The organism is Streptomyces stoeckheimensis, assembly GCF_045822005.1.
In the GTDB taxonomy this organism is placed as follows: domain Bacteria; phylum Actinomycetota; class Actinomycetes; order Streptomycetales; family Streptomycetaceae; genus Streptomyces; species Streptomyces stoeckheimensis.
In genome coordinates, this window is record NZ_CP169550.1 from 3295542 (window position 1) to 3320290 (window position 24749).

Here is a 24749-nt window from a genome sequence, read left to right on the forward strand (position 1 = left end):
ACGGCCGCCCCCGCCGGGTTCATCGCGTCCCTACCGCGCCCGGGTCAGAACGTGGGGCTCAGAACTGGAGCGCCCAGGAGTCGATCTTTCCGGTGTCGATGTTCGCGTTGTCGTTGACCCGGAGCTTCCACACTCCGTTGGCCACCTCGGAGGAGGCGTTGACCGTGACGGACTTGATGATGTTGTCCGCGCTGCCGCCGGAGCGGTTGTGCAGGTTGTACAGGGTGCCGTCGGGGGCGACCAGGTCGACCTTCAGGTCACCGATGTAGGTGTGCTTGATGTCGACCGAAACGCTCAGCGTGGCCGGGGCGTTGCCGGAGATCCCGCTGACGGTGATCGGCGAGTCGACGGTGGAGTTGTCGGCGATCGCGTAGTCGGCGGTGTTCTCGAAGCGGGTGCCCGGGTTCGGCGGGGTGGTGGAGCCCCCGACGCGGAGCAGGCGGTTCGGGGAGCCGGTGCCGGGGCTGGTCACCACGTTCGGGGTCGCGGCGGCGACGAGGCCCGCGGAGATCTGGGCCGGGGTGCTGCCCGGGTTGTCCGCGAGGTAGAGGGCGGCCGCGCCCGCGACGTGCGGGGAGGCCATCGACGTGCCCGAGATGGTGTTGGTGGCCGTGTCGCCCGTGCCCCACGTGGAGGTGATCGAGGAGCCCGGCGCGAAGAGGTCCAGGACGGTGCCGAAGTTGGAGTAGCTGGCCTTGGCGTCCGTGTTGGTGGTGGCGCCCACCGTGATCGCCTCGGCGACGCGTGCCGGGGACTTGGTGGAGGCGTTGGCCGTCTCGTTGCCCGCCGCGACGGCGTAGGTGATGCCGCTGGCTATGGAGTTGCGCACGGCGGTGTCGAGCGCGGAGTCCGCGCCGCCGCCGAGCGACATGTTCGCCACGGCCGGCTTGACGGCGTTCTGGGTCACCCAGTCGATGCCGGCCACGACCTGGGCCGTGGTGCCCGAGCCCTGGTTGTTGAGCACGCGCACGCCGACGATCTTGGCCTTCTTGGCCACGCCGTACGAGGTGCCCGCGACGGTGCCGGCGACGTGCGTGCCGTGGCCGTGGCCGTCCTGGGCGGTGTTGTCGTTGTCGATGGCGTCGAAGCCGTCGGAGGCGCGGCCGCCGAAGTCCTGGTGGGTCTTCCGGACGCCCGTGTCGATGATGTACGCCGTCACGCCCTCGCCGGCCTTGTCCGGGTAGGTGTAGCTCTGGTTCAGCGGCAGGGCCGCCTGGTCGATCCGGTCCAGGCCCCAGGACGGCGGGTTCGGCTGGGTGGCGTCGACGGTGAACACCCGGTTCTGCACGACCGACTTGACGGCTGGGTCGGCCGCGAGCTTCTTGGCCTGCGCCTCGGAGACCTCGATGGAGTAGCCGTTGAGGGCCGCGCTGTAGGTCCGGTCGATCCTCGCGCCGTACCGCTTGGCCACGGCCTTGCCGCTGTCGGCCGTGGAGCGGGCGGCGGAGTCGTTCAGGGTCACGATGTAGCTGCCGGAGATGGTGCCCTCCGCGCCGGCGTTCTCGATGACGCCCTGCGGGGCGAGCGGGGCCGCCGAGGCGGGTAACGCGAGTGCGGCTCCGAGGGCGAGGGCCAGTGTGGCGGTCGCTCCGATGCCGGTGATCTTCCGGCGGGTGTGACGCGTCGCGGACATGTGAGGGGTCCTCCTCATAGGTGGTGCGCTGCGGGGGGTGCGCGGCCGTCGAGCCCGTCGCCAGGGCATGACTTTTAGCCATGCTCATGACAAACAATTCGGCCCAACGATGCGCCGCTGACGAAAGGTTGACCCACGGAGTCGCTCCACCACAAGAGGACAACGAACGCGTAACATCCGTGCCATACCTCGGCCATGAACGAGCAAAGGCTCACCGCACATGACGCACGCACTACCCGGCTACGTCTGCGCCGAGGACGGCGCCCGCGCCGACGCCCGGACGGCTCCGTGGTGCTGCCCGCTCTGTGGCGGCCCGTGGGACCTCGACTTCGCCCCCGACCCGGCCGCCGTGCTGGACCCCGCGGCCGGGCCCCACTCGCTGTGGCGCTACGGCTCCGCACTGCCGCTGACGGGGGCCTTCGCCGTCACGCTGGCTGAGGGCAACACCCCGCTGGTGCCCCTGTCGGAGCGGGTGCACGCCAAGCTCGACTTCCTGATGCCCACGCTGTCCTTCAAGGACCGCGGCGCGGTGATGCTCGCGGAGGTCGCGCGCCGGCTGGGGCCCGAGCGGGTGGTGGCCGACAGCAGCGGCAATGCCGGTACGGCCTTCGCGGCCTACTGCGCGCGGGCCGGTCTGAGCTGCGAGGTCTTCGTGCCGGAGGGCACCTCGGCGAAGAAGACGGAGCAGATGCGCGCGCACGGCGCGACGGTGACGGTGGTGCCGGGCGGACGCGAGGCGGCGGCGGTGGCGGCCCGCGGAGCGGCCGACCTGCCGGGGGTGTTCTACGCCAGCCACGTCTTCAACCCGTACTTCCTGCACGGCACCAAGACGTACGTCTACGAGATCTGGGAGGCGCTCGGCGGCCACCTGCCCGAGGTGATCGTCGTCCCGGTCGGCAACGGCACGCTGCTGCTCGGGGCCGCGCTGGCCGTGGAGGAGCTGGCCCGTCGCGGGGTCCGCCCGCCGACGCTGATCGCCGTCCAGTCGGCGGCCGTCGCCCCGCTGGCCTCCGCCTTCCACGCGGGCGCCGAGGACGCCGGAGCCGTCCCCCAACTCCCCACCCTGGCCGAGGGGATCGCGATCCCGGCTCCGCCGCGGGCCCGCCAGATCCTGGCGGCCGTCCGCAAGGCCGGCGGTACCTTCCTGACCGTCACCGACGAGCAGGTCCGCGCGGCCCAGCTCGACCTGGCCCGGCGCGGGCTCTTCGTGGAGCCCACGGCCGCCGCCTGCTGGGCCGCGGTCGGGCCCACCGCACCCGACGACCCCCTCCGGGGCCGCACCGCGGTCGTCCCGCTCTGCGGCGCGGGCGCCAAGACGGGACTGGCGGCGCCCGCGGCCTGACCGGCGCGACCCGACCGGGCGGCGGCCGACCGCGGAGCGGCCCGACCCGGCGGCCACCGACCGCGGTGCGACCGGAGCGCCCGGGTCCGGGGACCCCTCGATGGGTGCAAGGGCCAACGACATAGGCTCCGCGTCATGCGCACCCCAACGGCCCGTGTCTGGATCGCCCTCGCCCTCGTCTACGTCGTCTGGGGTTCGACCTACCTCGGCATCCGGATCGTCGTCGAGACCATGCCCCCGTTCCTCTCCGCCGGAGCCCGCTTCATCACCGCCGGGCTCCTCCTGGCCGGCCTCGTCGCCTGGCGCGCCGGCCCGGCCGCCCTCAAGGCCACCGGCGCCCAGGTGCGCGCGGCCGTCCTGGTCGGGCTGCTGCTGGTGCTCGGCGGCAACGGCCTCGTCGTCCTCGCCGAGACCTCGATCCCCTCCGGACTCGCCGCCCTCCTGGTCGCCGCCGTCCCGATGTGGCTGGTCGTCCTGCGCGCCGGCTCCGGCGACCGCCCCTCCGCCCGCACCGTGGCCGGGGTGCTGCTGGGCCTCGGCGGGCTCGCCGTCCTGACCAGCCCGGGGCTCGGCGGGGAGATCGCGCTCGGCGGGGTGCTCCTGGTGCTGGCCGGCTCGGTGTGCTGGTCGCTCGGCTCCTTCTCGGCGGCGAAGCTGACCCTGCCCGCGAACCCCTTCACCGGCAGCGCGTACCAGATGCTCGCGGGCGGGATCGGCGGGATCGTCGTCGGCCTGTGCCGCGGCGAACAGCACGGGCTGGACCTCACCTCGTACTCCACCGCGTCCTGGCTGGCCCTCGGCTACCTCGTGCTGTTCGGCTCCCTCGTCGGCTTCACCGCGTACGTGTGGCTGCTGCGCGCGGCTCCGCTCTCGCTCGTGGCCACGTACGCCTACGTGAACCCGGTCGTGGCCGTCGCCCTGGGCTGGCTCATCCTCGACGAGGCCCTGACCTGGCCGATCCTGCTCGGCGGCGCGATCGTCGTGGCGGCGGTGTGCGTGATCGTCAGCACCGAGCGCCGCGCCTGACACCCCCTAGGAGGTGGGCTTCGCCGCCCGCTCGTACAGGGCCTTCGCGCGGTCGTCGAACAGGGCGGCCGTGGAGTCCACGTCCGTGTCCCCGCCGCTCAGCACCCCGATGAGCTGGCCCGGCCGCCCCGGCCCGCCGCGGTCGGCGATCCACGGGCTGCCGCTCGTCCCCGTCCAGAACCCCGAGCAGTTGATGTAGAGCATCGCGGGGTCGTCCTCGTCGTGCCGGCTCTGCGTCGTACAGGCGACGGGCTTGTTCTCGGGGTTGTGCTCGGACTGCGGATAGCCGACGACGGTCACCTCCCGCTCGTAGCCGGAGGTCCACACGGGCTTCGGGGCCTCGCCCCGTCCGACGACCTCTTGCAGGCTGCGCCCGTCCGCGTCCGGTTCGACGGTGAGGAAGGCGAAGTCGGCGGTGTCCTCGCCCCACTTCGTCCAGCGCTCGTCGACCTGGATGGAGCGCACCTTCCACACGCCGAGCGGCCGCTGCCCGGAACCCTCCCCGGAGAAGGCGGGGGCGAAGGCGAGCTCTCCGATGGCCAGCCCGTCGTGCGCGGCCTCGCCCGGCCGCCCGTCCTCGCCGGCGGGGGCCACGCAGTGCGCGGCGGTGGCGACGACGTTGCCCTGCGGGCTGTCCACGACGCTGGCCGTGCACCAGTGCTCGCCGTTGGCCATGAGGACGCCGACGGTGGGGAACGGGAGCGCGCCGCGTTCCTCGTAGCCGCCGGAGTCCCTGACGAACACCACGGCGACCAGCGCGACGGCCCCCGCGAGGGCGGCCGAGACGATCCCCTTGAGCCCGGGGCTCACCGCGGGGCGGCGCCGCTCGCGCCGCCGCTCGGGGCCGGCCGGGGCTTCGGGGTGGGTGCGGACATCACCTTGCTGATCCACTCCAGTGCGCCCTCCCTCATCCCGCGTACGTAGGACTTCCCGTTGTGCTCACCATCCTGGATCACCTGCAGCGTGGTGTGCACGGGACCCTTGCCGTAGTCCTTCATGAACCGCTCGGCCTTGTCCCGGCCGGACTCCTTGGTGCCGATCTGGAAGTTCACGTAGACGTCCGGGCCGCCCGCCGCGATCAGCTTCGCGGCGAGCTTCTCGGGGTTGTTCTCGTCCATGGCCTGCGTGTTTCCCTTCCACAGCGGGGAATCGGGGACGATGTCGACCCCGCTCGCGATGGCCGCCTTGAAGCGGTCGGGGTACTTCAGGACGTGCTTGAAGGCGCCGAATCCGCCCGCCGAGGAGCCCATGAAGGCCCACCCGTCGCGGGAGGTGAAGGTCCGGAAATTGGCCTTCGTGAAATCCGGGACGTCTTCGACCATCCAGGTGCCCATCTTGGGCTCTCCGGGGATGTCCGAGGCGTCGAAGTGGTGCTTGGTGTCGGCGTTGTGCACCGGCATGACCAGGATGAAGGGCAGGCTCTTCCCGGACTTCACCCCGTCGCTCACGGCCTGCTGGAGGCCGAGGCCGGGGCCCGTCCCCCAGTAGTTCGTGGGGTAGCCGCGGCCGCCGGGCAGGGAGATCAGGACCGGGAAGGCGCTGTCGGCGTACGCCGGGTCGTCGTACTCCTTCGGCACCCACACCCATACGTCGCCCGTGAATCCGGACTTCTTGCCCGTCAGGGTGGTCTTGGCGATCTGGGTGCCGTCCGGCAGCCGGGAGGTCCGGACGAAATCGGCCTTCGGCCCGGTGGGCATGCGTACGCCGGGTGCGGACCCGGTGTCGGCGGCGGTGGAGACTGCGGAGTCGGCGGACGGGGTCTTCCCGAAGGAGACGGGATCGCCTATGTCCGAGAAGAGGCCGTAGTGGTACGCGGCCGCCCCGCCGCCCGCCAGGAGGGTGAGCCCGAGCCCCCCGCTGATCAGCATCAGGCGCAGCCGGCGCTTGGGGCGGCCGGCCCCGGGACCGGCGGCGCGCTCGGCCGTGGACGCGCCCTCGGCCGTGGACGCGCCCTCGGCCGTGGACGCGCGCTCGGCCGTGGACGCGCCCTCGGCCGTGGTCGCGCCGTCCCCGGTGGTGGCGGCCCTGTCACCCTGCAGGTCTTGGTGCACGGATCGTTCCCGTTCCTTCTCCGGCGCTCCCTGGGAGCGCGGGTTGGACCGTTTGGTCCCCCTTACATCCATAACAGAGGTATGAACGACCGGATGGGTTGCCTGGGACGGGTGGACGTGTCGAGGACCACGCGGCTCAGCCGGTTTCGGGCTTCGGACCCTTCAGGACCTTGCTGACCCATTCCAGTGAGCCTTCCTTCATGCCGCGCACGTAGTGCCAGCCGTTGTGCTCGCCGTTCTGGATGTCCCGGATGGTCATCTTGACCGGGCCCTTGGCGTACTTCTGCTGGAACTGCGTCATGCGCTCCTTGCCGCTCTCCTTGGTCCCGATCTGGAAGTTGATGTAGACCTCGGGACCGCCCGTGTCGATCAGCTTCTGGGCGAGCTTCTCGGGGTTGTTCGCGTCCATCTCCGCCTGGTGGCCCTTCCAGAACGGGGAGTCGGGGACGATCTCGCCGCCGCTCGCGATCACGGCCTTGAACCTGTCCGGGTGCTGGAGGACCTGCTTCATGCCGACGAAGGCGCCGGAGGAGGAGCCCATGAAGGCCCAGCCGTCGCGGGACTTGTACGTACGGAAGTTGGCGCGGGTGAAGTCCGGGACGTCCTCGGCGATCCAGGTGCCCATCTTGGGCTGTCCGGGGATGTCGGAGCCGTCGTAGTAGTACTTCGCGTCCGGGTTGAGCACCGGCATGATCACGATGAACGGGAGGCTGGTGCCGGCCTGGACGCCCTCGCTGATGGCCTTCTGGAGGCCGAGGCTGCGGTCGGCCCAGTAGTTGCTCGGGAAGCCGTTGCCGCCGGGGAGCGCGATGAGCACCGGGAAGCCGCTCTTGGCGTACTTCGGGTCCGCGTACTCCTTCGGCGTCCACACCCAGACGTCGCCCTCGAAGCCGGACTTGGCTCCCTTGAGGCGGGTCTTGGCGATGATCGTGCCGTCGTCGAGCTTGGTGGTCTGCTTGAACTCGGAGCTCGGGCCCGTCGCCGGCTGTACGTCCGGGTCGCCGGTCGGCGCGGGCGGGCTCGCAGGGGTCCGGCCCGGGTTCCCCTGCGCCGTCCCCGCGTCGGCGGGGGGCGGGGTCTTGCCGAAGCTCACCGAGGAGCCGTTGCCGGAGAACCAGTCCAGCTTCCAGGCGGCGAAGCCACCGCCGCCGAGGACGAGCGCGAACGCGACGGCCGCGCTGGTCCACAGCACGCGGCGGGACCGGGTGCGGCGGGAGCGCCGCGGGGGCTCGGGTATGTGCGGGGGGACGTACGGCTGCTCCTGCCGGTACGACGGGTCCTGCGAGTACGGCGGGTAGGGCTGGTACGGCTGGTCATCGGGCCGCGGGCGCTGCGGGTCCTGGTGCACGAACTTCGCTCCGAACGGTCATGACTGCCCCCCGGTGGGACAGAAGGGACTGGGATCCCCCTAGTCCTGATGTGTGATTCCCCCGGAAAGTTCCAAATCAGCGCAAAATCATGATCCGGATCCCGCACACCTCGTCCCGGCTCACCTCAGCCTCGGCCGGTTCCGTCAGCCGCGCAGGTAGGCCAGGACGGCGAGGACCCTGCGGTGGGATTCCTGCGCCGGGGGCAGGTCGAGCTTCATCAGGATGTTCCCGATGTGCTTGCCGACCGCCGCCTCCGAGACGGTGAGCCGGCGGGACACCTCGGCGTTGGAGTGCCCCTCGGCGACCAGGGCGAGGACCTCCCGCTCGCGGGCCGTCAGCCGTTCCAGGGGGTCGCGGCGGCGGCTGATGAGCCGGCGCACCACCTCGGGGTCGACCACGGTCCCGCCGGCCGCCACCCGCGCGATCGCGTCGAGGAACTCCTCGACCTGCCCGACGCGGTCCTTGAGCAGGTACCCGACGGCCGTCCCGTCGCCGGAATCGAGCAACTCGGCGGCGTACGAACGCTGCACGTACTGGGAGAGGACCAGGACGGGCAGGTCCGGCCGGGTCTCGCGCAGCCGCACGGCCGCCTTCAGCCCCTCGTCGGTGTGGTCCGGGGGCATCCGCACGTCGGTAACGACGATGTCCGGCCGGTGCTCGGCGACGGCCGCTTCGAGCGCGACCGCGTCGCCGACGGCGGCCACCGTGCGGTGGCCGAAGCGGGCGAGCAGGCCGACGAGGCCCTCGCGGAGCAGCACGGAGTCCTCGGCTAGGACCACGCGCAGGCCCGCCGGGACGTTTACCGGATCTTCGGTGTCTTCGGAACGCAAGGGATCTCCACACGCAGCAGGGTCGGACCTCCGGGAGGACTGGTCAGGGTCAGTCTGCCGTCCACGACGGACACCCGGTCGGCGAGTCCCGTGAGTCCGCTCCCCCGCGCCGCGTCCGCGCCGCCGCGGCCGTCGTCGGCCACCTCCACGGTGAGCCGGGTTCCGTCGTGCCGGCCGGTGACCGTGATGCGGCCTGCCCCGCTGTGCTTGGCCGCGTTGGCCAAGGCCTCGCTGACGAAGAAGTACCCGGCGGACTCGGCCTGTTCGGGCAGCCTGCCGGGGAGGTCGAAGTCGGTGTCGACCGGGATCGGCGAACGGTCGGCGATGTCGGCGACGGCGTCGGGCAGGCCCCGGTCGCTGAGCACCTGCGGGTGGATGCCGTGGACGAGCTCGCGCAGCGAGGTCAGCGCCAGCCCGGCCTCGGCGTGCGCGGCGGCCAGTTGCGCGGCGAGCGGGCTGCCGGGCGGGGCGTCGAGCCGGGCCAGGCCCAGGGTCATGGACAGTGCGACGAGCCGCTGCTGCGCGCCGTCGTGCAAGTCCCGTTCGATGCGCCGCCGTTCGGCGTCGAAGGCGGCCGCCAGCCGGGCCCGGGAGCTGGTCAGTTCGGTGACCTTGACGGCCAGGTCGCCGGGGCCGGGGCCGAGCATCAGCCGGGCCAGGGCCGCGCGGGCGGCCGCCACCGCGCCGAGCGCGTAGAGGAAGAGCGGCAGGAGGAGCAGGCCGACGGCGGCGCACAGCAGGGCCTCGGGGTAGCCGGTGATGCCGTGGATCTTGAGGGGGTTGACCTGTTCCCCGTCGAGGGCGAGCAGGACCGGCGTCGCCATGAGGTCGGCGGGCAGGAAGAGCGCGGTGCCGACGGCAACCAGTTCCAGCGGCCACAGCAGGGTGGCGGCGAGCACCGCGTAGCCCAGTTCCCGCCAGGTCGCCTGCTCGCGGAAGCGGGTGCGGGCCCACGCCGCGAGCCCCGTACGGTCCGGATCGCGGTGCGGGTCGGGCAGCGGCGCGGAGCCCGAGTCCCACAGCCGCAGCCGGCGGCGCTCGACGGCCGCGAACGGTACGCCGGCCAGCGCGAGCGCGGCGAGCAGCGGAAGCCCCACGAGGACGACTGCGAGCACCGCCCCGGACACGGCGAGCAGGGTCAGCACGGTGAAGGCGAGCGCGCCGGTGATGCCGCCGGTGAGCAGGTAGGCGGCGGCGCGCCACGGCCGGGCGGTGCGCAGGTACCGGCCCGGGGCGGGGAGGGAGAGCGGCATGCGTCCACCGTAGGCGGCGGGCGCGGTCGGCGCGGTAGGGCTGGCCATACCCCTGGGACTCGCCCCTGCCCCGCTGACCGGGGGCCGCGCGGCCGGTTGGCTGGGAACCATGCTGAAGATCGCGTTGAGGTCGCTGCGGCGGCGCTGGATGACACAGGTGGGAACGTTCGTGGCGGTGGCCCTGGGGGTCGCGCTGATGACCGTCATGGGGCTGGGGCTCGCCGCTTCGGCGGCGCTGCCGACGGGGGCCGAGGTCGTGGGCCTCAATTCGATGCTGGGCACCGCGGGCGGGGTGAGCTCGTTCGTGGCGGCCTTCGTGGTGGCGTCGACCTTCTCCTACGCCGTGGCCGCGCGGCGGCGGGAGCTGGGGCTGCTGCGGCTGGCCGGGTCGACGCCGGGACAGCTGCGGCGCCTCGTGATGACGGAGGCGGCGGCCGTCGGGCTGGCCGGGTCGGCGGCCGGGATCGTCCTGGGCCGGGCGGGTGCGCCGCTGATGGCCCGCTGGACGGTGGCTCAGGGACTGGCGCCCGCCGGGTACGCGATCGGGGACCAGACCTGGCCGCTGCACACGGCGTTCTGGACCGGGCTGCTGGTCGCGCTGTCCGGGGCGTACGCCGCTTCCCGGCGGGCGGGCCGGGTCGGTCCGCTGGAGGCGCTGCGCGAGGCCGTGACCGACGAGCGGCCCATGACCCCGGGGCGCTGGGTGACCGGGGGCGGGCTGCTGCTGTGCGCGGCCGCCTTCGTGGCGTGGCGGCTCGGGTCGGACCCGGGCTCGCTGCTCAAGCGCAAGACGTACACCTGGCAGCCGATGCTGCTGATCTCCGCGTGCGGGATGCTGGCGCCGGTGCTCGTACGGCCCGTCGTGCGGCTGCTGATGTGGGTCCCGGTCCGGCTGACCTCCTACGCGGGCCGGGTGGTGCGGGCGAACGCCGCCGCCGGGATCCGCCGGACGGCCGCGGTGGCGGCGCCGGTGCTGGTGATGGTCGCGCTGACCGGATCACTGCTGGGCGCGGCCTGGACGCTGACCGAGGCGAAGACGGTGGAGGCCCGTGCCCGGACCGGCGCGGACTACGTGCTGACCGGCGGGCGGCTGCCGGACTCCGCCGAGATCGCCGGCGTCCCGGCGGGGAGCGTCCTCGCGGTGGCCGACACCCGTCTGACGGTGCTGGAGGAGGGGTTCGTGAAGGTGCCGACGGAGGCCTCGGCGGTCGATCCGGCGGCGCTGGCGGTGGTCTCCCGGCTGCCGGTGGTGGCGGGCTCGGTCGCGGACCTGGACGACGGCGGCATCATCGTCACGGAGGAGTGGTGGCAGCACCGGGTGGGCGACTCGGTACCGCTGTGGCGGGCGGACGGCACCGCCGCCCGGCTGCGGATCGTGGCCGTGATGCGGACGGGCACCGGCAACAACGGGGCCTACGTCACCCCGCGCAACGCGCCCGGCGCCGAGGTCTCGCGCATCGAGGTGCGGGCACCCGCCTCCGCGGCCCCCGCGGTCCGCACGGCGGCGGCCCGTTACGGGGCCACGGCCCACACCAAGGAGGAGTGGCTGACGGCGACGCACCCGCGCACGAACCGCTTCACGGTGCTCGGCTACGTCCTGGTCCTGGGCATCGCCCTGCTCTACACGGCGATCGCGCTGGCCAACACCCTGCTGATGGCCACCTCCGACCGGGCCGACGACCTGCGCCTGCTCCGGCTGGCCGGGGCCACCCGGGGCCAGGTCCTCGCGGTGACGACGGCCGAATCCCTGCTCGCGGTCGCGGTCGGCACCGTCCTCGGGACGGCGGTCACCGCGGTCAACCTGGCGGCCGTGCGCGCCGCCCTCGCGGTCCTCGGGGTCGACTCGCCGGTGGTGGTCCCCTGGCTCGCGATGGGTGCGGTCGCCGGTGTCTGCGCCGCGCTCGCGGCCCTGTGCACCCTGCTGCCGGCGGCCCGCACCCTGCGCCGCCGGACAGGACGGCGCAGGGTGCGGTCGGGTGAAACACCCAGTATCGGTGCCGAGTTGGCCGAGTCGGCCGCGGGATGAGGCCGGTCTCCTCCGGCCTCGGTCTGAGGCCGGTCCGCCCCGGCTCAGTCCAGGGTCGGGGCCTGGCGCAGGATCTCGACCTCGAGGCGCTGGAGCGCGGGGCTCGAGGAGATGCCCAGGTCCTCGGCCATGCGCCGCTGGTGCATCCGCAGCACCGAGAGCGCGTCGGCCTGACGTCCGGCCCGGTAGAGGGCCAGGCTGAAGAGTTCACAGCCGTACTCGCGCAGCGGATGGGACTGGGTGAAGCCCGCCAGTTCCGAGACGGCCACTTCGTGGGCGCCCACGGCGATCAGTGCCGCGCAGCGGCCCTCGACCACCGAGAGGCGCAGTTCCTCCAGGCGCACCACCTCGGGCGACACGTGGGTGGCGTCGGAGACTTCCGCGTACGCCTCCCCGCGCCACAGGGCGAGCCCGGCCTCGAACTCGTCGAGGGCCCGCTGCGGGTCGCACCGGTCCAGTGCCTGCCAGCCGGCGGTCGCGCACGTGCCGAACCGGTGGGCGTCCACGTCCACGACGCTGCTGTCCAGTAAGTAGCCGCGGCCCCGGGTGCGCAGCACCTTCGCGGGCTTGCGCGGTGCGCGGTCCGGCTCCAGCACCCGGCGCAGGTTGGCGATGTAGGCGTGCAGCGAGGAGATCGCCGACTGCGGGGGCTGACCGTCCCACAGCGCTTCCACGAGCACGTCCACCGATACGGGCTGGCCCACCTGGCTGACCAGCAGGGTGAGCGCCGCCCGCTGTTTCGTGGCCCCGAGGTCCACGTAGCGTCCGCCGATGGTCGCCTCGATCGGACCCAGGACCCGGAACTCCACCTTGGTCGGCGGTACGTCCCCGGCCTCCGCCGGATCCTCCTGCGCCCACCGGACGCCGCCGTGCGGCCGCGGAGCGGGGGGCTGGGGCGCTACGGCGTGCGCGCCAGCCCGCTCGCGGGCCATCTCGAAGACGGCGGCGGGAGGCGGGGACTGGAGGTCGAGCTCCAGCGCCATCGTGAAGTACATCTTCAGTGTCTCGTTGGCCTGGCGGAGTTCCCGTACTTCCCGCTCCAGCTCGGCGACGCTCCGCGTGCTCCTGCTACTGCCTCCCAAACGCTGTCCGACGACAATGTCCGTACCTCGCCTACCGCCGCCCCTGAGGTCTGCGGTCAACACACCGAAATCAATTTCTTCGTTCACTGCCTCTGTACTCATCAAGCTCCCCCGAAAGATGCGTACGTCCCGGCCTCGGCCGGATGACGAGAGTCGTCACCTCTGCACCAGGAAGGATCCTGCATGGCGATCAAGAATGACAACCCCCGTTGAAAATCTGGTGAGTTGAACTTTAGCCAGCCGGATGGCATATGCCCGAACCGGTAGATCCGGGCAACGTTCGGAATCCCGCACTCCCTCGCGCGATGACGTTCTGCTCGTCACTGATCATGCTCGGAGCGCCGGGGTGGGGATCATTCCGCTTCCCCTCCGACCGGCGCTCCGCATTAGGGCCCCCGACTACCGCGCGAAGATCAACGTGGTCGGCGAAGGGGTGCTCTGGAAGGTGATTTCACCGAAGCCGGCCTTCGTGAGCCAGGCGTGGTAATCCGCCCGGCGCCAGGTGCCGCCGTGCCGGCTCTTGAGCAGCATTTCCGAGGCGAAGGTGAGCGCGAAGGGAGGGCCGCTGCGGTCGTCCTCGACGATGTAGTCGGAGACGATCAGCGTACCGCCGGGCTTCAGGGCGCTGCGCGCCTTGGCGAAGATCGCGACGTTGTCCTCCGCCCCTTCCTGGTGGGCGATGTTGGAGTACATCACGATGTCGTGCGCGGCATCGCCGAACCCGGTGGTGTGGAAGTCCCCGTCGATGTAGCTCACGCGATCGGCCACGCCCCGCTCGGTGAGCAGCCGGCGGGCGATCGAGTTGATCGGCTCCCAGTCGAGCTGGGTCGCGCGTGCGTCGGGGTTCAGTTCCAGCCAGATGCCGGAGCAGATGCCCGAGCCGCCGCCGATGTCGAGGATCGAGATCTCCCCGGCCTCCGACAGCCGCAGCGTCTCGGCGGCGATCTTCGCGACGGGAACCGACTGCGCGGCGATGGCCTGGACGAGCTGCTCCCAGTGCGGGTTGTCGGCCACCTCCACCACGGCGTCCGTCAGCGGGCCGCCGGTGCGGACGACCTCGGGAAGCACCGAAAGGCTGCCCATGTGGCCCATCTTGAGCTTGGCGAACCCGCTCAGCGATTCGGCGCGGCCCTCCACCAGGAAGGCGGACGCCTCGGCGGTGTTGCGGTAGTCGCCGCCGTCCAGCTCGACCAGGCCGATGCTGACCAGGCCGTCGAGGAGGGCTTGCGCGCCCCGCTCGGAGATCCCGGCGCGGTCGGCCAGGTGGGCGGCCGAGGTCGCGCCGTCCTCCAGGTGCGTGAACAGGGAGTGGCTCGCCGCCGTGCCCAGGATGCCGGTCGCCCAGTACCCGGTGATGAGCCGCATGATCCGATCCGACGTCGGCTGGCCGTTGCTCATGCCGTCCCCACCATGCTTCCCGAGAGCTGACGCGGCACCGACCGGGCGGCCGGCTTCGCTTCCACGTGCTGCGGGGCGGCCGGAACCCAGCTCCCCAGCACCATTTCGGCCGTGATTCCGGGACCGAATCCGGCAATCACGCCGGTGGATCCCGCCGACAGCCGCTCGGCCTCTTCGAACTGCCGGCGAAGGGCGTCGAACACGACCGCGCTGGCGATGTTCCCGTATTCCGTCAGCGTGGACCAGCTGTGACGGAAGACCGTCCGGTCCACGTTGAGGAACTTGGCGAGGTCGTCCAGAATGCGGGGGCCGCCGGCGTGAATGATGTAGAAGTCCAGACCTCCGATGTCCCAGCCGTGGAGCGTGGCCAGGTCGCCCAGCACCGGAGCGATCGGTTCCATCGTTCCGGGCACGCGGCGGTCGAGCTGGAAGTGGAATCCGGTGTCGCGGACGGAGTACGAGATCCAGTCCTCGGTGTTCGGAATGAGGTACGAGGCGTTGCGCTCCAGCAGGACGCCGGCGCCGCCGCTGCCCCGCACCACCGCGGCCGCGACCGCGTCACCGAACAGCCCGTCCGACAGCAGCGAACCGACGTCGTCGGCATCGGGCTGGTAGCACAGCGAGCACAGCTCGCAGGAGACGATCAGGACGTTGCTCTCGGGGTGCGCCACGCAGAAGTCGTGCGCACGGTTGATCGCCGCACCACCCGCGGCACAGCCGAGCTGCGCGATGGGGAGCTGCCGCGTGTCGTAGCGGAACCCCATCTCGTTGATCAGCCACGCGGTGAGCGAGGGCATCATGAACCCGGTGCACGACACGTAGATGATCGCGTCGATGTCCGTCGCCACCAGGCCCGCGTTCTCCAGGGCCTTTTCTATGACTTCCGGGCACCGCTTCTTCGATTCGATCTCGTAGATGCGATTGCGTTCCTGGAAACCGGGGTGGCGCAGCGTCTTTTCGATCGGCTGGACCAGGTGACGCTTGCGCACCCCCGTGTTCTCTATCAGTCGAAGGGCCAGCGGAAGCTGCGGCTTGCCCGCGTGCGCTTCCCTGGCGAATGCCAGAGTGTCTTCCATCGTGATGATGTGTTCCGGCACGCTCACCGAAGGCTTACATAGAATTGGCATACCTGGCATCTATCTCTCTGATGTAGAGAATTTCTGCTGCCCTCACAGCGTGTACGTTCCCCAACATCGCGTATGGCGCTTGCTACTGGCTTGGCGATGACTTGCCTTCCCGCCTTCCCGCCTTCCCGCCGGACCTATCGATCGGACCTTTCGACCCGACCATTCGCCGGGGTCTTTCGCCTGGCCTTTAGCCGTGCCGATAGAGGTGGGTCCCCTAGGGAGCCCGAGGGAGCCTGCGGCAGGCACATTGGCCGAAACTCGCGCCCGCGGCCTCCGGGAACGACGGAGCCCCGGCCGCGGACGGCGACCCCGGAGGTCGTCCGCCCCCAGCCGGGGCTTCTCCGCTCGCCGGGAGGACCCGGCGCAGCCCTGCCTACTCCGCCCGCGCCCGCGGGAGACGGCCGGCGCGGGCCAGCTCCTGGTCCACCAGGGCGGGTGCGGCGCCGGTGTATCCCTCCGGATCCAGCAGCCGGACGATCTGGGCGTCCGTCAGGTGCCGCTTCACCTTGGGCAGTGCTCCCAGGATCTCGGCCAGCGAGCCGCCGGTGCGGTCCGCCTCGGCCGAGGCCCGGGTCAGCAGTTCCTTCGCCTCGGCCTTCCCGATCCGGGGCGCCAGGACGGCGGACACCCTTTCCGACACCACTTGGCTTCCCGTCAGCATCAGGTTCTCCCGCATCCGTTCGGGCCGTACGACCAGTCCCTCGGCCAGTTCCACGGCGGTGTGCGCGGCGCCGCCGGCCAGGCGCAGGCACTCGCGCAGCAGCTGCCACTCGGCGTGCCACACCCCGGCCGACCGCTCGTCCTCACAGACCAGACACTGCGTCACCCCGGCCGCGAGCAACGGCACTTGGAGTGCAGCGCTGCGGATCAGGGTGGCCAGGACCGGGTTGCGCTTGTGCGGCATCGCCGAGGACGCGCCGCGCCCTTCCACCGCCGGTTCGCAGACCTCTCCGACCTCGGTCCGGGTCAGCGACTGCACGTCCACGGCGATCTTGCCGAGGGCGCCCGTGACGAACGCCAGTGCGCCTGCGAGATCGGCTATCGGGGTGCGCAGCGCGTGCCACGGCAGCGGCGGGCGGGCCAGGCCGGTCTCGGCGGCGTAGGCGTCCAGGAGCCGGTCTGCGTAGTCGCCGTAGTCGCCGTTGTCGCCGTACTCCCCGTACTCGCCGTGGCTGCCGCCCTCTCCGGGCGGGGCGAACTCCAGGTATCCGGCGAGGGTGCCGGCGGCTCCGCCCAGGGATACGGGCAGGCCTCCGTCGAGTACGGCGGCCACCCGGTCCCGGGCGTCCAGCAGCAGCCTGCGCCAGCCGGCCGCCTTCAGGCCGAAGGTGGTGGGTACGGCGTGCAGGGCGAGGGTGCGGCCCGCCATGGCGGTGTCGCGGTGCCGGGCGGCGAGGTCCGCCAGGGCTTCGGCGGCCCGTTCCAGGTCCGCGCGGATCAGCCGCAGCGTGCGGTCGGCGACCAGCATGGCGCCGGTGTCGAAGACGTCCTGGCTGGTGGAGCCGTGGTGGACGAACTCGGCGGCTTCCGGCGACTCGGCGGCGACCAGCCGGGTGAGCTCCCGGACCAGTCCGACCACCGGGTTCGCGGTCTCGCGCGCGACCAGCGCGAGTGCGCGGACGTCCAGCCGTTCGGCCCGCGCCGCGCGGCTGATGACGGCGGCCGCCTCCGCGGGCACGCTGCCGACCTTCGCCTGGGCACGGGCGAGGGCCGCCTCCGCGTCGAGCATGGCCTGCAGCCAGGCCGAGTCGGTAGTGACGGCCTCGGCGGGCGTGCCGGCCCGGACCGGGGACAGCAGCCCGGAGTCGGGGCCGTACCCGGCCGGCTCCGTGCCGGACGTGCTCGCTCGGTTGTCGGCTGTCATGCGTTCACCTCGACGGGATCGATGGGCGAGTGCCGGTACCGTCCGGGCGGACGGGCCGTCCCGGGGGCGCCGGGCAGTGCGAGCAGGGCGCAGGCGATGGCGTCCGCGTCGCCGAGCGTCTGGGAGTTGACCCCGGGGCGGCTTCCGGCGGCGGTCACCCAGTGCACCGCCTCGGTGGGCACGCCGTAGGCGAACCGGCGCGGGTGGGCCCGGCCTTCGGCGTCGACGAGCCGGTAGGGGCGCTCGGTCACGGCCAGGCCCTTGGTCTCGTACGCGATCCCGCAGCTGCCCTCGATGCGGTGGCGGGCGGCCTGCCCGCTCTCCAGCAGGTCCCGCAGCAGCGGCTCCGCGGTCCGCGGCAGGTCCGGCTCGGGCAGCCGGGCCTCGATGAGCGCCGTGGCCTCCACCGGGGGGCCGGGGACGGCGTCGGAGGTGACCGTGAACACCGCCGGAGCCGCGCCTGCACCGGCACCGGACTCGACGTCCGTGCCCGTGCCCGTGCCCGTGCCCGTGCCCGTGGGCGGGGCCTGCACCTGCACGCCGGGGCCCATGACCTCCACGACTCCGGCCTCGATCAGCGCGATCAGTTCCTCGATGCGCGAGGCGGGCGGCCCGATGGACAGGAACGCGTTGAGCGGGGTGTACCAGCTCTGCAGGTCGTCGCGGTAGGAGGCGCCCTCCAGCTTTCCGTGGTCGACCGCCAGGCGTATCTCGTTGCGCAGGTCGCGCAGGACGTCCAGGGCCGCCTTCAGCGGGCCGCGGACGTTGCCGGACCTGGCCTGGCGCACGTCCTCGGCCAGGTGGCCGAGGAGCCAGGCGCGGTGGTCGGCGCGGTCGCGCAGGACGCGGCTCCGGTACGGCCGGGCCAGCGTCTCCCAGTCCCAGCGGTCCTCCGGGGCGATGCCGGCGGCGTCCAGGAGCCGTCCCTCGGACTCGGGGTCCGGCGCCGCCAGGTAGTGCTCGACGAAGGATGCGCGCTGCCGCTCCCGTCCCCGGGCGGCCAGCAGGGCGCCGTAGTAGACGGCCTCCACCTCCTTGGCGATCAGCGGCCACAGGTCCGTGAGGAAGTGCAGCCGCTCGCCGTCCGCCGCTCGCCGGTGCATCCGGTCGATGGCCTGCGGGGTGAGCAGCCGCGGCTCGTGGCGCTCGTACGGGCCCTTCTGGTTCTCGCCGCGCGCGTGGTACGGCACGCCGCGCCGGGAGCCGGCGACGATCCTCGGCTCGCGGCCCGAGGGCAGGTAGCGCAGCGCCTCCCCCTCGCGTGCGAAGGCGCCGCCGCGGCCCTCGGTGAGCAGCGCGAGCACGTCGAAGCAGTTGAGGCCCAGGCCGCGGACGAAGACCGTCTCGCCCGGCGCCACCACGGACAGGTCCACGTCCGCGGGGTTCGAGGGGCCGATGTACGTCAGCCCGTGTGCGGCGGCGGCCCGCGCGAGGGCGCTCTCGCCCCGGGTGGGCCTGGCCGGTACGTGGCCCAGCGCGAGGACCACCGCGTCCAGGCCGGTGAGCCGCGTGCCGTCCGCCAGCTCCAGGGTCTGCGGACCGCCGTACCCGGCCCCGTCGGTCAGGGACACGGCGCGGGTGCGGTGCTCGACGATGGTGACGTGCTCGGGCGCGGCCGCGGTCACCGTGCGGAAGGCGTCCTCGAGGTAGGCCCCGTAGAACGCGCGGGTGGGGTAGTCGTCCGGGCCCAGCCGGCGGGCCTCGGCCAGCGCCTCGGCGGGGAACCGGGCCCGCACTGCGGGCTCTTCGGCGGTGCGGGCGAGCTCGGCCGCCCACTCGTACAGGCTGGGGCCCTCCTCGACGGGGCCGTCCATCAGCACGCTGTGGTCGGTGTAGACGGTGACCTGCGAGGCCACGGTGTTCATCAGCAGCTGGCGCGGCTGCTCGGTGCGCCACACCCGTCCGGGGCCCGGTGCGTGCGGCTCGACTACGTGCACGGTCACCGCTCGGTGGGACGGGGACTTGCGCTCGTTGGCACAGAGCCGCTCCAGGACCGCGAAACCGCGCGGCCCCGCGCCGACAAGGGAGACCGTAAGCACCAACACTCCTCACACACAGGGTCGCCGACGAGGGGGACGGCGCTTCGGGAGACGGCGCGGCAGCAGCCGGGTCCTGCTGCCGCGCCGGGGGTTCAGCGGCTGCGCGCGTGGGTGCGCAGCTCGGTCCGCAGGACGCTCACGACCCGCTCGACCTGTGCCTCGGTCAGTTCGGCGTGCATCGGGATGGCCAGGTTGCGCGCGAAGAGGTCGGCGGAGACCGGGCACTTGCGCTTGGACTGGTACACCGGCTGCACGTGGGTCGCCCACGTGCCGTGCCCGCAGCCGATGTCCTGGGCGCGGAGCGCGGCGGCGAGCCCGGCGCGGTCCACCCGCGGGTCCAGGGTCACCATGTAGGACTGCCAGGCGTGGGTGCGGTCCTCGGGCACGTGGGGAACCGTCAGGAGATCTTCGTCAGCGAGGAGTTCGCCGTACTGGGCGGCGATGGCGCTCCGGCGGACCAGCAGTTCGTCGATCCGGCCCATCTGCACCCGCAGGATCGCGGCCGCGATGTCGGACATCTTGTAGTTGTAGCCGATGTCGGTGAATTCGGGGATCGGCAGCCCGACGACCTGCGACTGGTCGAAGATGCTGCCGATGCCGAAGGAGGACCGCAGTCGCGCGTCCTGCCCGATCACGGGGTCGGCGGAGAGCAGTGCGCCGCCCTCGCCGCTGCTGGCGCCCTTGCGTCCGTGGAAGGACAGGCAGGCCACCGGTGCCAGCGTGCCGGCCTGGCGCCCCTGGTAGGTGGCGCCGACCGAGCAGGCGGCGTCCTCGACCACGAACAGGCCGTGGCGGTCCGCGATCGCGTTGAGCTCGGCGTAGTCGGCGGGCAGGCCGACCGTGTCCACCGCGATGATGCCGACGGTCCGCGGCCCGATCAGGCTCTCCACCGCCTGCGGGTCCACGGTGCCGGTGTCGGCGCGCACGTCGGCGAAGACGGGGACGGCGTCGACGTAGCGCACCGCGTGGGCGGGGGCCGGGAAGGTGTAGTCGGCGACGATCACTTCGTCGCCCGGTTCGACGCCGAGGGCGAGCATCGCCAGGTGGAGCGCGGCGCCGCAGTTGCTGAGCGAGACGGCGTCGCCGACTCCGTAGCGCTCGACGAGCTGGGCCTCGAGCGCCTTGCCCTGGGGACCCTGGCCGGCCGGCCAGCCCGAGGAGAACACCTCGGCGACGGCGGCCAGTTCCTTCTCTCCCAGACTCGCGTGAACGAGGGGAATCCTGTCCATGGTGGTCACCTCTCGTTACGCCGTACGGTCGGTCGCGGACCGAAGATTCGGAAGGACGGGCGGTTCGAAGCGCAGGGGCGTGATCTGGTTGACGTCATAGCGTTCGCGCATCTGCCGGACGGCCTCGGCGTCCACCGAGGGGCCGGCGGAGAAGATCTCGACGATCTCGTCGAAATAGTGCTCGTGATCGGGCGAGGGATAGCTCTGGAAGAGCATGCGCGCCGGTTCGTCCGAGGCGTTGCGGAATGCGTGCGGGGTGCCCGGGGGGACGAACATGCAGCTGCCCGCGGTCGCACGGACGGCCTTGTCCCCGGCGGCCGATTCCCAGTTTCGCCATGTGTCCGTCGTGCGTTCGGCGGGCTCGAACGCCAGGAGTTCCAACTCCCCTTCCAGGACGTAGAAGAACTCCTGCGACTTGGTGTGCGTGTGCGCTCCGACGTCGAAGCCCGGCGGCACGATCACTTCGAAGACCGAGATGGAAGAACCGTCCGCCGCGGTGACCTTGAAGGTCACGTCCTGCGCCTTCGTGACCAGTTTGCGCCCCTGGCCTGGGGGAACGATAAGCCCGCTCATGTGATTGATTTCCTCGTAGTCTGTGCGAATTTCCGCTCAAGAGCGAGCGGCCCGACGGCCCCGCGAGGGCCGCGCCGCACGCCGGACGGACGGAAGTGCGGTGCGAGTGAATCCAGGAGGAATAACCCTCCGGAGTTCCGATTAATGGGTTGCACCAAGAGAATCACCGAGCCGGGAGGGATTCGTCAAGGACCCCTTTCCGCTCGCCTAGAATTCCCCAAGCCGAATGGGCCCACTCCGACTTGATTGCCGAATCGGGTGATCGAGAAGCGACCGAGCACGGAGGGCCGCCGGACGGCCGGCGGACGGCCGGCGGCCCGGCCCGGGGCCGCACCACGCATTACAGCGGATGGCGCGCGCGTCCGGCAACCGGCGACTTGGCTGCGACTGTTTCCCGGATTGGAATCGGCTTGCGCCAAGCCAACACCAATCCAACCCTCAGTCCCCGGCAAGTCATTTGGCCGAAGATGACCGTCGCAGCTCGGAAAGCCAGAAATCCTGCGGCCTGAATTCACGAGTTCCCGGTGGCCGGATCGGTGACGGCTGCCGCCCGACGAAGTGACTGCCAAGGAGAACGTCTTGTTGAAACTTCCCGCGGAACCAGACCGGCGTGCGCCGCAGGCCCCCACCGGGAGCGCCGACGTGGACCGCGACGCCTGTGCCGGGCTGCTGGCCCGGGTCGGCGTCGCGATCGACGACCTCCTGAAGGCCGAGAGCGAGCACTGGGGGGCCGTGGACGCCCGCGTGGCGGTACCGGTCGAAGCGGTCGCCGACATCGTCAGGGCGGGCGGGAAGCGGCTGCGCCCCGCCTTCTGCGTGAGCGGCTACCTGGCCGCCGGCGGTACGGCGGACGAGCAGGACGCAGCGGACACGGAGACGGTGGTCGCGGCGGCCGCCGCGCTGGAGCTCCTGCACGTGTTCGCCCTCATCCACGACGACATCATGGACAACTCCGATACCCGGCGCGGGACTCCCACCGTGCACGCCAAGCACGCCGCCCTCCACGCGGAGCGCGGCTGGGCCGGCGAGCACCGCCGGTTCGGAGAGGGCATCGGCATCCTCGCCGGGGACCTGGCGCTCAGCTACGCCAACCGGCTCGCCAGCGGGCTGACCGGCCCGGCCCTGCGGATCTGGAACGACCTGGTCACCGAGGTGATCATCGGGCAGCAGCTGGACATCGCCCTCGCCGCCGAGCTGACGGCCGACCCGGCGCTGTCCCGCTGGGTGGCCGTCTGCAAGTCCGGCCGCTACACCATCCACCGGCCCCTCGCCCTCGGGGCGGCCATCGCCGGGCGGCCCGAACTCCAGGTCCCGTTCGAGGAGTACGGGGTCGCGGCCGGCGAGGCCTTCCAGCTCCGCGACGACCTGCTCGACGCCTTCGGCGACGGGGTGGCGACCGGCAAGCCCGCCGGACTGGACCTCGTGGAGCACAAGATGACCCTGCTGCTGGCCCTGGCGGCCACCAAGGACGAGCGGGTGGCCCGGCTGGTGGAGGACGGCAGGAACGGCGGCTGGGACCCGGCCGAGCTGAGCGACGCGTTGCTCGCCTCCGGCGTCCGCCAGGAGGTGGAGGAGCAGATCGACCAGCTCGTCAGGGCGGCCTGCGCGGCGCTCGACGACGCGCCGCTGGCGGAGGACTGGGACAAGCGCCTGGTCAAGATGGCCGAGCAGGTGGCCTACCGAGACCGCTGAGCCGAACGGCTCACCACCGCGAAGGGCCTCCCGGCGGGTGCCGGGAGGCCCTTCGCGCGTCCGCGGTGTCGTCACTTGCCGCCGAGAGCGGGCTCCAGGTCGGGGGTCTCCACCAGGGGCTCGCGGTCGTCCTCCCGCAGGAACAGCTTGCTGGGCCACCACATCCAGCGGCCCACGTCCAAGGTCAGCGCCGTGACCAGCACCGAGCGGACGATCATCGTGTCCAGCAGGACGCCGAACGCCACCGCGAAGCCCAGCTCGGCCGCGAACACCAGCGGCAGCGAGGCCATCGCCCCGAAGGTGCCGGCCAGCACCAGACCCGCCGAGGTGATCACACCACCGGTGGTGGACAGGCCCAGCAGCGCACCGCGCCGGGTGCCCTGCTCCACCGACACTTCGCGCACCCGGGTGACCAGGAAGATGTTGTAGTCGATGCCCAGCGCGACCAGGAAGACGAAGGTCAGCAGCGGGAAGGAGGCTTCCGCACCCGCGAAGCCGAAGACGTGGTTGAACACCAGGCTGCTCACACCGATGGCAGCGCCGAAGGACAGCACCACCGTGCCCATGAGCAGCACTGGCGCGACGACCGAGCGCAGCAGCAGCATGAGGATCAGCAGCACCACGACCAGCACGATCGGGATGATCACCTTCGAGTCGCGGGCGGCGGCCGTCTGCGTGTCGAGCATGACCGCCGAGCTGCCGCCGACCTGGGCGTCGGCGCCCTCGACCGCGTGGACGGCGTCCCTGGCGTCCTTGACGGTGCCCATCGCCGACGTGCTGCTGGGGTCGTCCTCGAGCTCCCCGAGCATGACGGCCTCGCCGTCCTTGGCCGTCGGGGGCGTGACGCTCGCGATGCCGGGGACGGCGAGCAGCGCGGTCCGCACCTGCTCCGCCGAGGCGGCCTTGCTCACGACGAAGATGGGGTCGCCGGAGCCGGCCGGGAAGTGTTCCGACCGGATCTTCTCGCCGACGGCCATCTGCGGGGTGTTGGTGAACTGATCCTTGTTCGCGAGCCCGTCGGCCTTGAGGCCGAGCACGCCCAGCGCCATGACGGCGAGCGCGAGCGCGGTGCCGATCCACACGAGCCGCGGCCGGCCGGAGACGGCGGTGCCGACCCGGGCCCAGATTCCGCTTTCGGCGGTGGCGGGCGCTCCGTAGGTGGGCTTCACCGGCCAGAAGATCCAGCGGCCGCAGGCCACGAGCAGGGCCGGCATCAGGGTGATCATGGCGAGCAGGCCGACGAGGACGCCGACGGCGCAGGCCGGGCCGAGTCCCTGGGTGGAGTTCAGGGTGGCGAGCATCAGCAGCATCAGGCTGACCGCGACGGTCGCGGCGCTGGCGATGATCGCGGGGCTGGAGCGGTACAGGGCCTCCGCCATCGCATCGTGCCGGTCCTCGTGCCGGAGCAGCTCTTCCCGGTAACGGGAGATGAGCAGGAGCGCGTAGTCGGTGGCGGCGCCGAAGACCAGGACGGTGAGGATGAAGCTCGTCTGCTTGTTGACGACCAGGCCGGCGTTCTTCGCCAGTACGTAGATCACCGCCTCCGAGGTGACCAGGGCGACGCCCACGGTCAGCAGCGGCAGCAGCGGCAGCAGCGGGCTCCGGTACGTCAGCAGCAGGATCGCGACCACCACGAGCGCGGTGATCGTCGTCAGGGCCCCGCCCCCGCTGAACGCCTTGATGGAGTCGGCCGCGTAGCCGCTCGGGCCGGCGACGTGGAAGCCGAGCCCGTCGGCGTTCTTCTTGCCGACCTCGGTCATCGCGTCGACGACCGTGCCGATGCCCTCCCAGCCCGACTTGTCCTTCTTGACCTGGACCACCGTCTGGATGGCCTTGCCGTCATCGGACTTCACCGGGCCCTGGGCCGGCCCGACGATGTTCTCGATGCCCTTGAAGGCCTCGACGTCGGCCTTCGCCTTGGCCAGGTCGGCCTCGGTGACTCCCGCGGACCGGTCGTAGATCACGACCGCGGGGATGGTGTCGGCGGACATGAACTTCTCGGCCCGCTCCACGACCGCGGTCGATTCCGCGTTGCCGGGCAGCCAGGCCGAATTGTCGTTCTCTTCGACGTCGCCGAGCTTTCCGGCCAGCATGAGGGCCGGAACGAGCAGGGCCGCCCAGAGTGCGATGACGACCCATTTACCCAGCCTTCCACTGGGCAGGGCCGCTATCTTGCGCATCATGTCAATTCCTCGGTCTTCCGTCGAAGGGTAA

Annotated in this window: 18 protein-coding genes; 4 read left to right on the forward strand and 14 right to left on the reverse strand. The window is 71.9% G+C overall.

The features are described 5' to 3' along the window. Positions 1-58: 58 nt before the first annotated feature. On the reverse strand, positions 59-1633 hold the full coding sequence (locus tag ACE1OC_RS14725) for a S8 family peptidase (RefSeq protein WP_407837396.1): 1575 nt from the start codon (positions 1631-1633) through the stop codon (positions 59-61). Between the two features lie 220 nt (positions 1634-1853). Between ACE1OC_RS14725 and ACE1OC_RS14730 the strand changes: the two genes are divergently transcribed. Together ACE1OC_RS14730 and ACE1OC_RS14735 are read left to right on the forward strand one after the other, a co-directional pair. Then, complete coding sequence (locus tag ACE1OC_RS14730) at positions 1854-2975, forward strand: threonine synthase (RefSeq protein ID WP_407837397.1); 1122 nt, start codon at positions 1854-1856, stop codon at positions 2973-2975. 135 nt (positions 2976-3110) lie between these two features. Continuing rightward, the gene (locus tag ACE1OC_RS14735; protein WP_407837398.1) at positions 3111-4001 is read left to right on the forward strand and encodes an EamA family transporter; all 891 of its coding nucleotides are present in this window, start codon (positions 3111-3113) and stop codon (positions 3999-4001) included. A gap of 6 nt (positions 4002-4007) precedes the next feature. On the opposite strand, the gene ACE1OC_RS14740 is transcribed toward ACE1OC_RS14735, so the two are convergent. The 5 genes from ACE1OC_RS14740 to ACE1OC_RS14760 all read right to left on the reverse strand — a co-directional run bounded on the left by ACE1OC_RS14740 (position 4008) and on the right by ACE1OC_RS14760 (position 9505). After that, positions 4008-4892 (reverse strand): trypsin-like serine peptidase, encoded by an 885-nt coding sequence (locus ACE1OC_RS14740; protein WP_407837399.1) that lies wholly within the window; start codon positions 4890-4892, stop codon positions 4008-4010. After that, positions 4808-5869 (reverse strand): alpha/beta hydrolase, encoded by a 1062-nt coding sequence (locus ACE1OC_RS14745; protein ID WP_407841560.1) that lies wholly within the window; start codon positions 5867-5869, stop codon positions 4808-4810. The genes ACE1OC_RS14740 and ACE1OC_RS14745 overlap by 85 nt, the downstream gene beginning before the upstream one ends. A gap of 319 nt (positions 5870-6188) precedes the next feature. After that, a complete protein-coding gene (locus ACE1OC_RS14750) occupies positions 6189-7289 on the reverse strand; it encodes an alpha/beta hydrolase (protein ID WP_407841561.1) in 1101 nt (366 codons plus the stop codon). A 276-nt stretch (positions 7290-7565) separates the two neighbouring features. Continuing rightward, the gene (locus ACE1OC_RS14755; RefSeq protein ID WP_407837400.1) at positions 7566-8252 is read right to left on the reverse strand and encodes a response regulator; all 687 of its coding nucleotides are present in this window, start codon (positions 8250-8252) and stop codon (positions 7566-7568) included. Then, positions 8222-9505: a sensor histidine kinase gene (locus tag ACE1OC_RS14760; protein ID WP_407837401.1), complete on the reverse strand. Its 1284-nt coding sequence runs from the start codon at positions 9503-9505 to the stop codon at positions 8222-8224. The genes ACE1OC_RS14755 and ACE1OC_RS14760 overlap by 31 nt, the downstream gene beginning before the upstream one ends. A 109-nt stretch (positions 9506-9614) precedes the next feature. On the opposite strand from ACE1OC_RS14760, the gene ACE1OC_RS14765 reads away from it, so the two are divergent. Continuing rightward, positions 9615-11531 (forward strand): FtsX-like permease family protein, encoded by a 1917-nt coding sequence (locus ACE1OC_RS14765; RefSeq protein WP_407837402.1) that lies wholly within the window; start codon positions 9615-9617, stop codon positions 11529-11531. Between the two features lie 44 nt (positions 11532-11575). Here the strand turns inward: ACE1OC_RS14765 and ACE1OC_RS14770 are convergent, their stop codons facing one another. The 7 genes from ACE1OC_RS14770 to ACE1OC_RS14800 form a co-directional block, all read right to left on the reverse strand. After that, a complete protein-coding gene (locus ACE1OC_RS14770; RefSeq protein ID WP_407837403.1) occupies positions 11576-12613 on the reverse strand; it encodes an AfsR/SARP family transcriptional regulator in 1038 nt (345 codons plus the stop codon). A gap of 399 nt (positions 12614-13012) precedes the next feature. Next, a complete protein-coding gene (locus ACE1OC_RS14775) occupies positions 13013-14011 on the reverse strand; it encodes a methyltransferase (protein WP_407837404.1) in 999 nt (332 codons plus the stop codon). After that, entirely contained in the window at positions 14008-15138 is a 1131-nt protein-coding gene (locus tag ACE1OC_RS14780; RefSeq protein ID WP_407841562.1) for a type III polyketide synthase, read from the reverse strand. The genes ACE1OC_RS14775 and ACE1OC_RS14780 overlap by 4 nt, the downstream gene beginning before the upstream one ends. A 373-nt stretch (positions 15139-15511) precedes the next feature. Beyond that, positions 15512-17002: a class-II fumarase/aspartase family protein gene (locus tag ACE1OC_RS14785; RefSeq protein WP_407837405.1), complete on the reverse strand. Its 1491-nt coding sequence runs from the start codon at positions 17000-17002 to the stop codon at positions 15512-15514. After that, positions 16999-19044 carry an FAD/NAD(P)-binding protein gene (locus tag ACE1OC_RS14790; protein ID WP_407837406.1) on the reverse strand — a complete coding sequence of 682 codons (2046 nt, stop codon included), beginning with the start codon at positions 19042-19044 and terminating at the stop codon, positions 16999-17001. The genes ACE1OC_RS14785 and ACE1OC_RS14790 overlap by 4 nt, the downstream gene beginning before the upstream one ends. 89 nt (positions 19045-19133) lie before the next feature. Then, positions 19134-20270: a DegT/DnrJ/EryC1/StrS family aminotransferase gene (locus ACE1OC_RS14795; RefSeq protein ID WP_407837407.1), complete on the reverse strand. Its 1137-nt coding sequence runs from the start codon at positions 20268-20270 to the stop codon at positions 19134-19136. A 15-nt stretch (positions 20271-20285) separates the two neighbouring features. Next, positions 20286-20843 (reverse strand): cupin domain-containing protein, encoded by a 558-nt coding sequence (locus ACE1OC_RS14800; RefSeq protein WP_407837408.1) that lies wholly within the window; start codon positions 20841-20843, stop codon positions 20286-20288. Between the two features lie 579 nt (positions 20844-21422). Between ACE1OC_RS14800 and ACE1OC_RS14805 the strand changes: the two genes are divergently transcribed. After that, entirely contained in the window at positions 21423-22535 is a 1113-nt protein-coding gene (locus ACE1OC_RS14805) for a polyprenyl synthetase family protein (protein ID WP_407837409.1), read from the forward strand. Positions 22536-22606: 71 nt separating this feature from the next. Here ACE1OC_RS14805 and ACE1OC_RS14810 read toward each other — a convergent pair whose 3' ends face one another. Then, positions 22607-24718, reverse strand: coding sequence for an MMPL family transporter (locus tag ACE1OC_RS14810; protein ID WP_407837410.1), 2112 nt, complete (start codon positions 24716-24718; stop codon positions 22607-22609). Positions 24719-24749 lie beyond the last annotated feature (31 nt).